The sequence below is a fragment of the Allobranchiibius sp. GilTou38 genome (assembly GCF_017565325.1).
GTDB classification, from domain to species: domain Bacteria; phylum Actinomycetota; class Actinomycetes; order Actinomycetales; family Dermatophilaceae; genus Allobranchiibius; species Allobranchiibius huperziae.
This window is the reverse complement of record NZ_JAGEKN010000008.1, coordinates 1-14,583: the sequence shown is the minus strand read 5'-3', so window position 1 is coordinate 14,583 and position 14,583 is coordinate 1. Positions and strand designations below refer to the sequence as shown.

Genomic DNA, 14,583 nt, shown 5'->3' with positions numbered 1-14,583 from the left:
GAGCACCTCGGTCACACCGGACGGGGCGAGCTGAGTGTCCGTCGCACAGCGCAGCCCGGTGACAAGCCGCACCCCCGATGAATCCCTGCGCCAGACGATCCAGCGGCTCTCCGGTGCGCAGAAGACCTCCAAGGGTGCACCGGCCTACTCCCGGTTCGTCAATCGCAAGGCGGGCCGCCTGATCGCCGCGGTCGCATACCACTGCCACCTCACGCCCAATGCCGTCACGCTGATCAGCGCGGGGTGGTCGCTGGCGGGTATCGCATTGCTCGTGTTCGGTTCACCGACAACGGCTCTCGGTATCGTGGTGACCCTGTGCCTGGCCATCGGGTACGCGTTCGACTCCGCCGACGGCCAGCTGGCCCGGCTCCGCGGCGGCGGCTCGCCCGCCGGCGAATGGCTGGACCACGTGGTCGACAGCGGGAAGATCTGCGCGCTGCACCTCGCGGTACTGGTGTCCTTCTATCGCGCCGGCGACTCTGCCCGTGAGCTGCTCGTCCCGTTGGTGTGGACCTGGGTCGCCAGCGTGCTGTTCTTCGTGATCATCCTCAACGACCAGCTGCATCGAGTGCGGGGCACCGCGCCGGCGAAGGATGCTGCGGCACCCGTCCTGCGCAGTCTGCTCGTCGCGCCCACCGACTACGGCGTACTGCTCCTGACCTTCGTGCTCATCGGGCAGCACCAGCTCTTCCTCTGGGTGTACGGACTACTGCTGGTGGCGAACATCGCGTATCTGGCAGCCGGCCTGGCGAAGTGGTTCCGCGCGTTGTCGCACCCCGAGACTTCGGGTGCGCCCGCATGACGCCGACCCTGCTCATCGCGAACCCTTCGGCGGATGTCTACGGCTCGGACCTGCAGATGCTCCAGACCGTCTCGGCGATGCGCGGCCGAGGCTGGCGTGTGGTCGTGGCCATCCCCGACGACGGACCGTTGGTGCCGCTCCTCACAGAGCGCGGCGCGGAGGTCGAGTTCCTTTCCTTCCCCGTGGTGCGCCGATCGAACATGTCCGCCGCCGGGATCCTCGCTCTGGGAGTCGACGCCGCGCGGTCCCTGCCGGGCATGCGGCGCCTCTTGAAGTCCGTTGCTCCCGACGCCGTCTACGTGAACACGGTCACCATCCCCTGGTGGATCACCGCGGCGCGATCCGGCCGGGTCGGTGTGGTCTGCCACGTGCACGAAGCGGAGGCGGAGGATCGCCGAGCGATCAGAGTCGCACTGAACACACCACTGCTCGCTGCCAATTCGCTCATCGCCATCAGTCCGTCGGTGGTGGATGCGACCGTTCGCGACGTGCCGGCGCTGAGGCGACGGACACACCTGATCTACAACGGTGTCCCCCAGCCATCCGCCGAGCCCACCGCCGCACCGGAACCACGGCCGTTCCGGCTGGTCGTCATCGGGCGCCTGTCGCCGCGCAAGGCGCCTCATATCGCACTGGAGGCTGTGGCTCAATTGCGTCGTGCCGGACGCGACGTCCGCCTGGAAGTCTGCGGGACGCCGTTCGCCGGGTACGAGTGGTACGAGGACGAGCTCCGCGCCCGCGCTGAGGACGACGACCTCGCAGGCTCCGTGACCTTCTCCGGATACGTCTCACCCGTCTGGCCGGCACTCGCCCGATCGCACGCCGTCCTCGCGCCGTCCCTGCGCGAACCCTTCGGAAACGCTGTGGTCGAAGCGCAATTCGCGTGTCGGCCGGTCATCGCTGCCGCCGCGATGGGACACCTCGAAACTGTCCAGCACGAGGCGACGGGCCTGTTGGTCCCCCCAGGGCAGGCCGATGCGATGGCTGCCTCGGCGGCTCGCCTGATGGATGACCCGGGTCTGGCGACGTCGCTGGCCGAGAGGGCGAGGGTCTGCGCTCTCGATCGGTTCACGGTCGACCGCTACGGCACCGAGGTCGCCGACCTCATCGGGGGCCTGTGCCGTGATCGCCGCCAAGCGCACAGGCACGTCGCGTCCACCCGACCACGAGAGGTCGTGCGTGGCGCATGAGTCATACGACAGCAGCCGGAGCGGTATCGCCGCCGACGGTCCGGATTCTGGGGACGCATGGAATCCCCGCCGCGTACGGCGGATTCGAGACCGCAGCGGAGAACGTAGCGCTCTACCTCCACGCCCACGGGTGGCGGGTGGTCGTCTACTGCCAGGAGCAGGGCGTAGGCCCGATCCGGGAGGACGTCTGGCGCGGCATCGAACGCGTCACCGTGCCGGTCGACCGCGACGGATGGCTCGGCACCTCGACCTTCGACTGGATCACCGTAAGGCACGCGGCACGCCATCGTGACGTGTGTCTGACGTTCGGGTACAACACCGCGATCTTCAACGTGCTGCAACGGATTCGTGGCATCCCCAACGTCATCAACATGGACGGCATCGAGTGGTCCCGTGCCCGGTGGGGGAAGCTGCGCCGGGCGATCCTCTACACGAACGAGCGCATCGCGTGCGCCGTGGGCGATCACCTCATCGCCGACCACCCCTGCATCAACGACTACCTCGAGCGCAAGGCGCCGGCACGCAAGATCTCGACGATCACCTACGGCGCCCACCGGGTCAGCAAGGCATCGACCGAGCCCGTGCTCGATATGGGGCTGACGCCCGGCAACTACCTCACCTTGATCTGCCGCCCGATCCCGGAGAACTCGATCCTCGAGCTGGTGCAGGCGTTCTCGGCGAAGTCCCGCGGACATCAGTTGGCGATCTTCGGCAACTACACACCCGACACCGATCCCTACCACCGGGCCGTGATGGACGCAGCGAGCGACGAGGTGCGCTTCGTCGGTGCGATCTACGAGCCGACGCAGGTCGCAGCACTTCGCCTGCACAGCGCGATCTACCTGCACGGGCACACGGTCGGTGGCACGAACCCGTCGTTGGTCGAGGCCATGGCAGTGGGCAATCCCGTTGTGGCGCACGACAATCCGTACAACCGTTGGGTAGCAGGTGACGGTGCGCTCTACTTCGACGACGTCGAGTCGGCGAGCAGCTGCATCACCGAGCTGCTCGACTCAGCCGACCTGCGCGAGTCGCTGTCGGCGGCGAGCCGAGCCCGGCACGCCCGTGAGTTCACCTGGGAGCACGTCGCCGGCCAGTACGAGGCCGTCCTGCGGCAGTTCGCGACGTCCCATGACACATCCGCCAGGACGAGAGCAGGAGTAGGAACATGAAGATCGGTGTCGTCGGACTCGGCAAGATGGGGTTGTCCCACCTGTCGATGATCAATGCGCATCCGGATGTCGAGGTCGTGGGCATCGTCGACTCGGCCGGCTACCTGCTGGACGTCCTCGGGAAGTACACCGGCATGCAGAGATTCAGCGACTACGAGACCATGCTGGACACGGTCGAGCTGGACGCGGTCCTCATCGCCACCCCGACCCGCATGCACGAGCCGATGGTCCGTGCCGCGCTGGAACGGGACCTGCACGTGTTCTGCGAGAAGCCGCTCTGCCTGACATCGGCCGAATCCGTCGCCTTGGGCGAACTCGCCGACGAACGTGGGCTGGTGACCCAGGTCGGCTACCACAACAAGTTCGTCGGGGCGTTCCAGGAAGTACGAAATCTCCTCGACGCCAAAGCGATCGGACAGGTCACCCACGTCCTGGCGGAGGCGTACGGGCCCGTCGTCCTCAGGGCGAAGGGGTCGACCTGGCGCAGCCGTAAGTCCGAGGGCGGCGGCTGCCTCTACGACTACGCGGCGCACCCGATCGATCTGCTGACGTGGTATCTCGGCGCACCGGTCGGCGTCGGCGGCTCCCAGCTGCGGCGCGTCTTCTCCGACCACACGGAGGACGAGGTGCTCGCGACCATGTACTTCGAGGAGGGAGTGAGCAGCCAGATCAGCGTCAACTGGTCGGACGAGTCCTGTCGCAAGATGACCACGAAGGTGACGATCTGGGGTACGGCCGGCCGCATCCAGGCCGACCGTCAGGAATGCCAGGTCTACCTGCGCGACACCGTCGAGCCCCCGCCCGGCTATCAACACGGCTGGAACACCAAGTACACCACCGAGTTGACCGACCCGACGTGGTTCTATCTGCGCGGGGAGGAGTACAGCGCGCAGCTGGACTACTTCGTGCAGCGCGCCCGGGCAGGCAAGGTCGAAGGCGTCAACACGTTCCAGAGCGCCGCGGTCACCGACCGTGCCCTCGAGCTCATCTCGCAGGATGCCGCCGTCGGGACCTCCCTGCGCGAGTTGCGCCCTGCGCAACCGACCCCAGCAACGACCGCCGATCGCATGAAGCGACGCATCTTCCGGAAGCAGCCATGACGACACAGATCGCCCCTTCCCTCGCCCACCGGACCGACCGGATGCCGCGACTGCTCTTCGGGGACAACCAGTTCTTCGGCGTGAACCACATGTCGGAGGAGAAGGCGCGCCAGCAGGCGATGCGCTTCCAGAACCTCGATTCCATCGTCCGGGTCCTCGATGCGGCATGTGACGAAGGCATCGACACCTTCATGTGCACCACGCACGACCGGATCGGCGAGATCTGCGCCCACGTGCGCGCAAACCCCGAGCGCTACGCAGACTTCACGTTCTACCCGTGCATGCCGTATGCGCACAAGTACGCCGATGCCGTCACCGAGGACGGGATGCTCGGGGCGATCCGCCGGTTCCTGCCCGAGGAGGGTCTGTTCAACGCCGCGTTCCGGGGTGGCCGCGCACTCGCGACCAAGGATGTCGAGGGCATCATCACGCTGCTCGTCGACGCCGAGATGGCAGCCTTCCGAGGTGTTCGCACCCCGGTGATCTGGCTGCAGAACGTCGTCGTCGATCTACTCCTCGGACTCGACTTCAAGGACGCCTTCTCGATCTTCGATGAGCACGTACGCACCCGGTACGGCGCCGAACCCGGCTACATCACGATGAACCTGCCGCGCGCGCTGGACATGTTCGACGACATCGGCCTGGTCAACCCCATCGTCTGCTCGAACATCAACAAGCTCGGATTCCGCATGTCGGGCGGGATCGAGGAGTACCAGGCCGCACTGCGCGACCGGCAGTTCCGTGCGGTCGCGATGTCGGTCTTCGCGTCCGGCGCGATCCCGCCGCGTGAGGCCCTGGAGTGGGTGTGCAGCCAGCCGCAGATCGAGTCCATCGTCTTCGGAGCATCGAGTCGGGCGAACATCGCCCAGACCGCCGAACTCGTTGCGGAGTTCTGCTGACCATGGCTGCGGGCACTGCATTCGCGTCGCCTCGGGCGCGGGGCCACGGGCTGCTGCATCCCGAGCCGCTCAGGAGGCCGGCGTTCGACGTGAAGGCGGCGACCGTCCTGCGCGCTACACGGACTGCCTACCGCGAGCACCTGGCGCATGAGCGGATGGATCCGGAGGCGCTGCAGACGCTGCAGGATCAGCGGGCGATCGCGCAGGCTTCGTTCGCCATGCAGCACTCGCGCTTCTACCGCGACCTCTACCGGTCCGCGGGATTCTCCGTCGGGGACCTGCGAGACCCTGCAGCCTTCTGCCAACTGCCCACCATCGGCAAGGAGGACGTCCGCGAGCGCTTCGCCGACTTCCGGACGGATGAGGCCATCAGCGCGAACACGGCGCTGAACGTCACCGGCGGCAGCACGGGAGAACCCCTGCGGATTCTGCGTGATGTGCGGGTGCCGGCGCGGGCCCTGGAGTGGCAGTTGTTCCACTGGTGGGGCTTGGACCCGTCCGTGGATATTGCGATCGTGCAACGCCACACGAAATCCCAGAAGGATCGGCTCCGCCATGCGGCGTCCTGGTGGCCGTCCATACGGTTCCAGCTCGACGCGTTCCGGATGAACGAGGAGACGATCGCGCAGTTCCTCTCGCAATGGCAGTCGGTCAAGCCTTCCTTGTTGATCGGCTACGCCGGTGCGATCAGCGAAGTAGCCGCCGAGCTCCTCGCGCGGGACATCCGTGTCCATCAGCCGCGCGCAGTCGCCACGACCGCGGCCCCGCTGACCGACCCCCAGCGAGCCACCATCTCGGAGGCGTTCGACGCACCCGTCTACGACCACTACCGGTCATCGGAGGTGCCCTGGATCGCGGGTGAGTGTGCCGCCCATGAGGGACTGCACGTCTTCGCCGACGTCCGCAAACTCGAGCTTCTCGACGCGACCGGCGTCCCCGTGGCCGCGGGCACCGTGGGTGACACCGTCGTCACCGACCTCAACAACAGGGTGTTCCCGCTCATTCGTTATCGACTCGGTGACCGAACCGCTGCGATCGACGCCCCGTGCGCGTGCGGTGTCACGCTCCCTCGGATCCAGCCCATCAGCGGGCGCCAGACCGACGCGTTGCGTCTGCCCGGTGGGCAGGTCGTGGCAGGTGAGGGCCTCGCGCAGATCTTCAGCCGACACCCCGGCGCGGTCCGACAGTTCCAGATACATCAGATCTCCGACCGCTCCGTGGTGCTGCGATGCGTATCGGCGCACCGGCCCGACTCGGCGCGCGACATCCAGGTGGTCGCGTCGAACCTTCGAGAGCTCCTCGATCACCAGGTGAAGGTCGCCGTCGTGCTCGTCGACCGGATACCTCACGCGGGTGGGAAAGTCAGATGCGTGACCAGCGACGCGCGGTAGCGGAGCTGGTGCGGGACTCGACCTCGACACCGTTGACGGTGCTGCAATCCGGGCCCCGACCGCTCCCGACCACCAATCCCTACAACATTCTGCTCGCCCAGAGTGTCGAGGCACGTGACGCCATCGACTATCGGTACTTCTCATGGAGAGAAGCGCTGCTGGGACGGCACGAGGTCTTCCACGCCCACTGGCCGGAGGCGATGCTGCAGGGCCGCACCCCGCTCAGATCGGTTGCTCGACAGGCCCTGTTCGCACTGCTCCTGGTCAAGTGGAAGGCGCGTCGTACGGCCGTCGTACGCACGGTGCACAACATCGGTCTGCCCCAGGGGATCTCGCGTCGAGAAACCCTGCTGCTGCACGCCTTCGAGCATCAGACCGTGCTCGGCATCTGCCTCAACGAGCACACCCCGGTACCCCACGCACGTGCTCGACATGTCATCCCCCATGGCCACTACCGGCCGTGGTACGACCGTTATCCCCGCAGCACGGCACGGACCGGACACTTCGCCTACTTCGGAATGATCCGGCGGTACAAGGGGGTGGACGGTCTCGTGCGGGCGTTCCAGGAGACGACCGATCCCGCCCTGAGTCTGACCGTCGCCGGCAAACCGTCGACGCCGGCGCTCGGCGCGGACCTGGAACAACTGGTCAGCACAGATCCTCGGATCCGCTTCGCCCCCGGCTTCCTGGAGAACCCCGACCTCGTCACCGCGATCACAGAAGCGGAGATGGTGGTCCTGCCGCATCCGGAGATGCACAATTCCGGAAGCGCGCTGGCCGCATTGTCACTGGACCGTCCCGTGCTGATCCAGGACAACGCGGTCAACCGCGATCTGCAGTCGGAGGTCGGCGCCGGCTGGGTCCACCTCTACGCCGGCAACCTCACGGGTACGGACCTGATCGACGCACTCGAGGCGCTGCGCGCGAATCCGCCGACGGGTCGCCCACGGCTGGAGACCCGTGAGTGGGACCTCTCCGCGGCCCTTCACGAGGATGCCTACCGTCACGCCGCATCCATCGTCAACGGGGGTCCTCGTTCCATGCGCCCGGGCCTGCGATGAGCACGACCGAACAGCACACCGATCTTCGCACCAGCCGAGAAGCAGGACCGGTGCATCGCCCTCTCACTCTCGTGGTCGCGGTACTCACCTTCCGCCGCTGTGAGGAGTTGCGCAGACATCTCCCCGAGGTCGCCAGACATGTCGAGTCTCTGACCGCCGCCGCGCCAGGACCGATCTCGGCGTCCGTCCTCGTCGTCGACAACGATCCGTCGGGGTCGGCCGGTCCCGTCGTCGAGGAGCTGGGCCTGGACGTGCGCTATGTGTGCGAGCCGGATCCGGGGATCGCAGCTGCCCGCAACCGCGCGGTCGACGAAGCGGCCGGAGCGGATCTCCTGGTGTTCATCGACGACGACGAACGACCGCTTCCGGGGTGGTTGCCCGCGTTGGTCGACACATGGGCGGTCCATCGCCCGGTGGCTGTTCCGGGACGGGTCCTCCCCCGATATGCCTCTCCCCCTGAGACGTGGTTGATCGCGGGCGGGTTCTTCGACCGCCCGGTCCGGGCCTCGGGCACGCGTATGCCGACCGCCGCCGCGGGAAACCTCCTGATCGACCTACGGCAGCTGCGCTCCTCGGGTCTTCGTTTCGAGGAGCCCTTCGGCAGAACGGGCGGTGAGGACAGCCTGCTGGGCAGGCGCCTTGTTCAGCAGGGACTGCAGATCATCTGGTGTGCCGAGTCGGCGGTCGAGGACGTCATCCCGGCCGAACGTCTGACGAGGTCGTGGGTACTTCGCCGAGCGTGGTCACAGGGCAATCTGCAGAGCCTGATCGACGTGCGTCTCGCGGCGGGTCCGTGGCGACGGGCGTACGTGACCGCCTACCGGCTCGCGGCAGGGTGCTCTCTCATCGGCAGGGGGATGCCGCGAGCAGCCATCGGCTACGTGTGTCGGAGGAAGCGTCTTCAGGCGCAAGGGTCGGGTGCGTCGTTCCGCGGGATGGGCATGATCGCCGGAGCCTGCGGACGTCGGTTCGAGCAGTACGCACGATCTGACGCATCCAACTGACGACCCCGGGCTTGCAGCCGGCTAGCACGCGTCATGGTTGTTCGCGACGTGCGCGCGCCACCACCGGAGCGCTGCCCAGGAGCAGCGTCAGCGTCGGCGCTGCTGTCCACAGGGGCGTGCCCAGCAGGTCCCAGACAGTGACACACGAGAGGAACAGCACCAGCGCATTGACCCGGCTCCCGGAGATGGCCGCCGTCAGGAAGCGGAGAGCGACGACCGCGATGATTCCTGCGAGGACCAACCCGAGGATCCCGTAAGGCGCCCACAGATCAGCCGTGATGCTGTGCAGTTCGAACTGACCCGAATAGAACATGTACTTGTCGAGACCGCCGAGCCGCGGGTCCGCACCGATGGCTTGCATGGCGTTCTCGGCGATCGAGATGTCGTGCATGTTGGGCTGGACGCCCATTCCGTAGCCGAGCGGATGCTCCATCAGCAGGCTCTTGAAACCCACCAGCTCGGGACGGCCGCCCAGGAGCAGCGATCCTGAACGGTTGAGTTGCAGGACGGTGCGCTGCTCGGTCTCGGCTCCCAGATACCCCCGGAGGATCAGAGTCTGGCCGAGAGTCAGGATCGCTGCCAGAACGACGACGAGCAGACCGGCCTTCGCGAATGACGCGCGAAGGTCGTCCCCCCACGTGTATCGACCCGCGCACAAGAGGAGGGCGCCGGTCACGATGTACGTCGCGAAGAGTGACCTGGAGTCGGTGCCCGCAGCGACCGCCATCAGACCAACGAGCGCTGCGAGTTGGGGCCACTTCATGCGCGTGGCCACGGCGATGCTGAGCACCACGATGGTCACGGGGGTCGCGTAGCCGAACTTCCACGACCCCGTCGAGTAGACGAAGGTCATCCTCGGCACGCTCATCAAACTGCCCAGACCGAAGCACAGCCCCACCAGCCACAACGGCAGGATGGTCCGCGCCCAGAGGACGGTGCACACCCCGAGGAGGATCCCCCCCAGAAGGGCAGCCGCAGCGATCTGTGCACGGCCCACCACGACATGGTCGACCGCAGTCGATCGGCTGAGGAACAACCCAGCGACCATGGCGGCCATTCCGCACGCGAGCGCCCATTTGGCTCCCCAGTACCGGCCGAGCGTGGGGAGTGACAGCGGAAGCAGGAGGAATGCGAGCACGTCCCCACTGGTGACCCCGTAATGCACCGTCAGCCGCAGTCCCAGCAGGAAGAGGCAGAGCACCGCAAGGACCTGCTCGATGAGGACGGTCCTGTTGACGATCCCGGTGTCACGTTCGAAACCGGCGTTCGAGCCCGCCCCGCCCTGTGTCGGCCCCGCCGGGGCGTCCGTCTCCCCTCGCGGCTCGTCCACGCGGCCCCGGGGGAATGCTGTGCTGTGCGACACGTCGGACCGACCTCAGACGCCGTTGTAGATCGGCGAACACTCCACGCAGCTGACGTCCGTGCTGCTGACGAGCAGAGGCTCTCGGTCGTGGCGCTCGGTCACCTGCTCGAAGGCTCGGGCGATCGGCTCCACACTCCGCGCGATCCGCTCGAGCACCTTCCTGCACTCACGGCGCGACATGCGCGCTGGGTCCTGGATGTCGTCGTCCCTTCCGGGGGCCCGGACCGCGCCTCGTGCGCGGGAGGCGTCCTCACGCAACTGCCGAAGAGCGTCGGACGGTGTCGCACCGCAGCTGTTCGAGCGGCACGAGCTGCGGTACGTCAGCGCATCATCCAAGAGACGTGCGAACTCCGGCACCGTGAAGACCTTTCGCACGACCGAGGGACACATGGAGACGACTTCCGAGCGGTGCACGCGCGTCATCACGAGAATGAGGTCGGCCTCCAGCAACATCGCGGCGGTCAGCCTGGTCGAGCGGAAGGTTGCTGCGCCGTCCGACAGATCCGCAGGAAGCTTCTGTTGCATGGCCGCGACCATCTCGGAACCCTTCAGCGCACGGGTGCCCGCACTCACTACCGAGATCGCGAGCGCATCCTGCAACGACGACCTCAGCAGCAGCGCTGTGGCGGGAGACCTGCAGATGTTCGCGGTGCACACCACCAGGACCTTGAAGCAGTCGCTCGCCACGTCATCTCACCCCCCTGCGGACACTTGCCTGCACGGTCGCGCCCGTGCGGACGCTCGGCTTCCCGACGAGCTCGACAGGAAGCTCGGGCGAGTCCAGTTCGGGTGCATCCGCCTGAGGTACCGCCGTGGTGTGCCGGCTCGATTCCGCGCCGCCGTACGTGCGGTCACGACCTGACCGGAAGCGCTTCCTCGCCAGGACCACCCCGAGCAGTTTGGCGCCCCCTTGCTCCAGCGCACGGACGCTCTCGGCCAGCCTCGACTGCGAGACGGATCCCGCACCCGCCACGAGCACCGCCCCGGAGGTGAGGTGGGCGATCAGAGCAGCGTCGGTCACGGGGCCGAGCGGCGGACAGTCCAGGATCACGATGTCGTAGTCGTCGGCCAGACATTGCACGAGCACCGCCATCTGCGGCGAGCTCAACAGCTGCCCGGGGTTCGGGGGCACGGCGCCGGAGGGCAGCACGAACAGCTTGTTGTCGGCGCCCGACGGCTGTACGACGTCCTCGAAGGCGGACAGCCCGGACAGGATGGACGAGAGGCCGGCGCTCCCTTCAATGCCGAGTCGTTGCGCCACCGCCGGTTTGCGCAGGTCGGCGTCGATCAGGAGGACTCGGTCGCCGGCCTCGGCGCACGCGAAAGCGAGGTTGAGCGCCGTTGTCGTCTTCCCCTCCGATTCCTCGCTCGAGGTGATGACCACCGAACTGTGCCCGCTCCCGACCTGCATGAACCTCAGGTTCGTCCTCAACTTGCGGTACGACTCCGCACGCCCACTCAACGGAACGTCGCGCACCGGCAGCTGAGCTCCTCCGGACCACCGAGACCGCCGTGGCATCGTCACCTCGCCGAGCACCGGCTTGTCGACGACCTCGCTGAGATCGGCGGCGCACCGCACCTTGTCGTCGAGCTTGTCCCGCAGCACCCCGATCGCGAAGGCGAGGATCAGGCCACCGAGGAAGCCGGCCGCGATGTTCCGTTTCGTCGCCGGCACGGCCGGTTTCGTGGGGACCCGCGCCGCACCGACCGCGTAGACGTCCACTGTCGGGCGCCCGCGAGAGTCCTTTGGCGACAGGCTTTTCGCGGTCACACCCAGGACGTCGGTGACCTTGTTCGCGATCGCCGCCGCGTGCTGTGGAGACCGGTCGGACGCACTGATGTGGATGATCACCGTGCCTGCGGCGACACTCGTGGACACTTCACGAGCGAGCTGCGCCTCGGTCGCCGGGAACGGGAGCATCGTCGCAACCTCCCCCAGTACCCGGGGGCTGGTCGCGAGCATCGCGTACGACTCCATCTGGGCCTGCGTGTAGGACGACCCCTGCGACAGATCGACCGCGCTGTTCCCGTACGACAGCGAGAAGTACACGCTGGCGCTGGAACGGTACATAGGTGTCGTCGTCACCGACCACAGCAGCGCAGCGATCACACACGTGGCGAGCAGGCCCAGCATGATGCGCCAACGCCGTCGAACGATCTGGGCATAGGTGTGAATCGTCATCGCGAACAGTCCCCTTCGACATTCATTGCGCTAACTTCCCCTTCCGGCGAACAACCGACTGAACGGTGTGAACGATGTCCTCGACGTCGCGGCGCACGGCCGGCGCGAGAGCCGCCGCGCCCGCGATGGCGGCCACGCACGCGCAGGCGCTCAACAAGATCTGTGTCAGGGGCGCCAACGGCACCACCGAGCAGGTGACGAAGCCGGCTGCGCCGCACAGGACAGCCATCGCGGTCACGCGCGTTGCGTCACGGACCATCGCGCGGACCGGACACTGCGTCTTGCGTGCGGCGAACCAGAGCGAGAACGGCCACTTGATGGCAGCGGAGACGGCGTACCCGGTCGCGACGCCCACCACGCCCCACCTGCTGCCGATCACCAGGCACGCGATACGAATTCCCGTTTCGACGTACGAGAGCTTGACGAGCTGGCCGGTGATCTCCCGCGACAGGTAGATCCAGAAGCAGGCGAAGGAGAACGTCTGGACAGCGCCCGCGACGGCGAGCATCCGGAAGATCGGGACGACCCCGCTCCATCGGTCTCCGAGGACTAAGACGATGACCGGCCTCGCCGCTCCGGCCAGGAACGCGATGGGAAGGACGAGCAGGTAGCCGAGGGCCAGTTGGCCGCGAAGCACATATCGGTCGTGCCGAACCGAATCGTCCCGCAGCCGCGACAGCACCGGGAGCGCGACGCTGGTGGTCGGTGAACGCACCTGGCCGAGAGGAGCCATCAGGAGCTGGAATCCCCGGTTGTACAGACCGAGCGGTCTTGCCCCGAACCGCGTCCCGATGATGAAGGAGTCGGCGTTGCTGCCTACGTACTGGATGAGCTGGGCGCTGACGTAATGCCACCCGAAACGCAGCAGGTGCCTCATTGGTTCGTGACGCGACGGTTTGCCGGGGATCCACCGCGAGACGCCGACGACGATCATGAGTCCGATCACCGCCTGCCCCAGCTGTTGGGCGACCAGGGCCCAGTAGCCGGCCCCCCACACCGCGAGCAGCACGGCGAGGGCGGCCGCCAGCATCACCGAGACGACGTCGGTCGCGGCCAGGACGCCGAATCGCATGTTCCGATTCAGGTCAGCGCGGTACTGGGTCGCCAGACCGTCGAACAGGAAGACGAACGACAGCACCATGGCGATCCGCCGCAGTTCGGGCTGGCCGTAGATCAGTGCGATCAACGGCGCCCCGGCGATGATGACGACGGTGAGTGACCCACCCAGACCCGTATTGATCCAGAACAGGTTGGTGCGTTGCCCGGCCGACAGGGTCCGCGCCTGGACCGCCGCGTAGGACAGACCGAAATCACGGAAGATCTCGGCCACCCCCACGATGGCGACCACCATGGCGAGCAGACCGTAGTCGCGGGGACTGAGGATCCGGGCCAGGGCGACGACCCCGGCCATCTGGATCAGGATGCGGACGACCTGTCCGCCCACAGTGACGATGGCGCCTCGTGCCGCGCGTTCGCCCAGCCCCTGGGAAGGGACCCTCGTCTCGTAATCACCTCCCTCCTCCTCGTCGACCTCAGGAGGAGGGAGCTCACTGACCCCGGTCACTGGCGACTGCCTGCGATCCCGTCTCGGTGGTACATCCCACGTCGGTTCATGAATCGTTCCACTTCGAGATCGCGTGGAGCTTCTTCGCGTTCTCCTTGGTGACGGTCTGCAGCCACTGCATCTTCACGCCCTTGGCCATCGCCTTCAGGGCCTGCTGGTTGACCGTGGTCGCGTCGTAGACCCGCAGACCGTCGAACGAGACGGTGACCGGGACGGTGGTCGCGTTACCGGAGAGGTAAGCGGCAAGACCCGGACTGCCGGCTGTCTGCAACCCTGCCGTGGAATCCGTCGCCTGCACCTGCCACGTGCTCGGTTCCGGGGTGCCGTCGGCCCAGACCTTCGCCCGCAGTGTGGTGGGGGTGGTGCCCGTTGCGTCGAAGCGCACATCGAAGGTCTTGCCGGGTGAAGCCGTCAGACCGGAGATCGCCTGAAGCGGGACGGTCGCCACTTCGGTGGTGCCCGCCATCCGACTGATCGCGAGGAACACCTGGCCGTCGTTCCTGATCCACACCTTCGCCCGGTAGTCACCCACGCCCGCGACCCGCCGGCCGAGAACGTACACGTACAGGCTTCCCGTGCTCTGCATGGTGTCGGAGGAGAACTGCACGCGTACATCCGACTGAGTCGTCGAGACCGCATTGGCGTACGCGCTCGGACCGGTTCCGGCCTGGGTGATCTTCATCCGCCCGACCCCGCCGCCGACCGACAGCCCCGAGCCGCTGGAGCTCCACGCCCCGCCGTTGTCCAGAGAACCCCACCCACTGGCGACCGTGCGACCGAAGTCGTCCGCCGCGAGGGTGGTGGGTGCCGCCTGGGCGACGGTCACGGCGTGGGACACGGAGTTGGTCGCACCCT

12 protein-coding genes and 1 pseudogene are annotated in these 14,583 nt (G+C 67.1%); 8 read left to right on the top strand and 5 right to left on the bottom strand.

Features of this window, described 5'->3' with window-relative positions:
- The first annotated feature begins 58 nt into the window (after window positions 1-58).
- The 8 genes from JOB34_RS11605 to JOB34_RS11570 are packed head-to-tail and all read left to right on the top strand — an operon-like array spanning window position 59 to window position 8,619.
- Window positions 59-802, top strand: a complete 744-nt coding sequence (locus JOB34_RS11605; protein WP_208052882.1) for a CDP-alcohol phosphatidyltransferase family protein — start codon at window positions 59-61, stop codon at window positions 800-802.
- Window positions 799-1,992, top strand: coding sequence for a glycosyltransferase family 4 protein (locus JOB34_RS11600; protein WP_208052881.1), 1,194 nt, complete (start codon window positions 799-801; stop codon window positions 1,990-1,992). The genes JOB34_RS11605 and JOB34_RS11600 overlap by 4 nt, the downstream gene beginning before the upstream one ends.
- Entirely contained in the window at window positions 1,989-3,164 is a 1,176-nt protein-coding gene (locus tag JOB34_RS11595) for a DUF1972 domain-containing protein (protein ID WP_208052880.1), read from the top strand. Before JOB34_RS11600 ends, JOB34_RS11595 begins: the two co-directional genes overlap by 4 nt.
- Window positions 3,161-4,264, top strand: coding sequence for a Gfo/Idh/MocA family oxidoreductase (locus JOB34_RS11590; RefSeq protein ID WP_208052879.1), 1,104 nt, complete (start codon window positions 3,161-3,163; stop codon window positions 4,262-4,264). The genes JOB34_RS11595 and JOB34_RS11590 overlap by 4 nt, the downstream gene beginning before the upstream one ends.
- Window positions 4,261-5,163, top strand: a complete 903-nt coding sequence (locus tag JOB34_RS11585; RefSeq protein ID WP_208052878.1) for a hypothetical protein — start codon at window positions 4,261-4,263, stop codon at window positions 5,161-5,163. Before JOB34_RS11590 ends, JOB34_RS11585 begins: the two co-directional genes overlap by 4 nt.
- A gap of 2 nt (window positions 5,164-5,165) precedes the next feature.
- Entirely contained in the window at window positions 5,166-6,554 is a 1,389-nt protein-coding gene (locus tag JOB34_RS11580; RefSeq protein WP_208052877.1) for a phenylacetate--CoA ligase family protein, read from the top strand.
- Window positions 6,530-7,615, top strand: coding sequence for a glycosyltransferase (locus JOB34_RS11575; RefSeq protein WP_208052876.1), 1,086 nt, complete (start codon window positions 6,530-6,532; stop codon window positions 7,613-7,615). Before JOB34_RS11580 ends, JOB34_RS11575 begins: the two co-directional genes overlap by 25 nt.
- Before the next feature lie 50 nt (window positions 7,616-7,665).
- Window positions 7,666-8,619, top strand: a complete 954-nt coding sequence (locus JOB34_RS11570; protein WP_208052875.1) for a glycosyltransferase — start codon at window positions 7,666-7,668, stop codon at window positions 8,617-8,619.
- A gap of 31 nt (window positions 8,620-8,650) precedes the next feature.
- Here the strand turns inward: JOB34_RS11570 and JOB34_RS11565 are convergent, their stop codons facing one another.
- From JOB34_RS11565 to JOB34_RS11545, 5 genes and pseudogenes are all read right to left on the bottom strand, one after another.
- Window positions 8,651-9,982, bottom strand: a complete 1,332-nt coding sequence (locus JOB34_RS11565) for a hypothetical protein (RefSeq protein WP_208052874.1) — start codon at window positions 9,980-9,982, stop codon at window positions 8,651-8,653.
- A 12-nt stretch (window positions 9,983-9,994) separates the two neighbouring features.
- Window positions 9,995-10,669, bottom strand: a complete 675-nt coding sequence (locus tag JOB34_RS11560; protein WP_179482305.1) for a hypothetical protein — start codon at window positions 10,667-10,669, stop codon at window positions 9,995-9,997.
- A gap of 1 nt (window position 10,670) precedes the next feature.
- On the bottom strand, window positions 10,671-12,164 hold the full coding sequence (locus tag JOB34_RS11555) for a polysaccharide biosynthesis tyrosine autokinase (protein WP_208052873.1): 1,494 nt from the start codon (window positions 12,162-12,164) through the stop codon (window positions 10,671-10,673).
- A 22-nt stretch (window positions 12,165-12,186) separates the two neighbouring features.
- Window positions 12,187-13,728, bottom strand: coding sequence for a lipopolysaccharide biosynthesis protein (locus tag JOB34_RS11550; protein ID WP_347813840.1), 1,542 nt, complete (start codon window positions 13,726-13,728; stop codon window positions 12,187-12,189).
- Window positions 13,729-13,774: 46 nt separating this feature from the next.
- A pseudogene (locus JOB34_RS11545) lies at window positions 13,775-14,583 on the bottom strand (hypothetical protein); the annotation flags it as partial.

Bases quoted from the DNA above. Each gene is read 5' to 3' on its own strand.
- JOB34_RS11580 (WP_208052877.1), top strand. From the start codon at position 5,166: ATGGCTGCGGGCACTGCATTCGCGTCGCCTCGGGCGCGGGGCCACGGG.
- JOB34_RS11575 (WP_208052876.1), top strand. From the start codon at position 6,530: ATGCGTGACCAGCGACGCGCGGTAGCGGAGCTGGTGCGGGACTCGACC.
- JOB34_RS11585 (WP_208052878.1), top strand. From the start codon at position 4,261: ATGACGACACAGATCGCCCCTTCCCTCGCCCACCGGACCGACCGGATG.
- JOB34_RS11600 (WP_208052881.1), top strand. From the start codon at position 799: ATGACGCCGACCCTGCTCATCGCGAACCCTTCGGCGGATGTCTACGGC.
- JOB34_RS11595 (WP_208052880.1), top strand. From the start codon at position 1,989: ATGAGTCATACGACAGCAGCCGGAGCGGTATCGCCGCCGACGGTCCGG.
- JOB34_RS11590 (WP_208052879.1), top strand. From the start codon at position 3,161: ATGAAGATCGGTGTCGTCGGACTCGGCAAGATGGGGTTGTCCCACCTG.
- JOB34_RS11555 (WP_208052873.1), bottom strand. From the start codon at position 12,164: ATGACGATTCACACCTATGCCCAGATCGTTCGACGGCGTTGGCGCATC.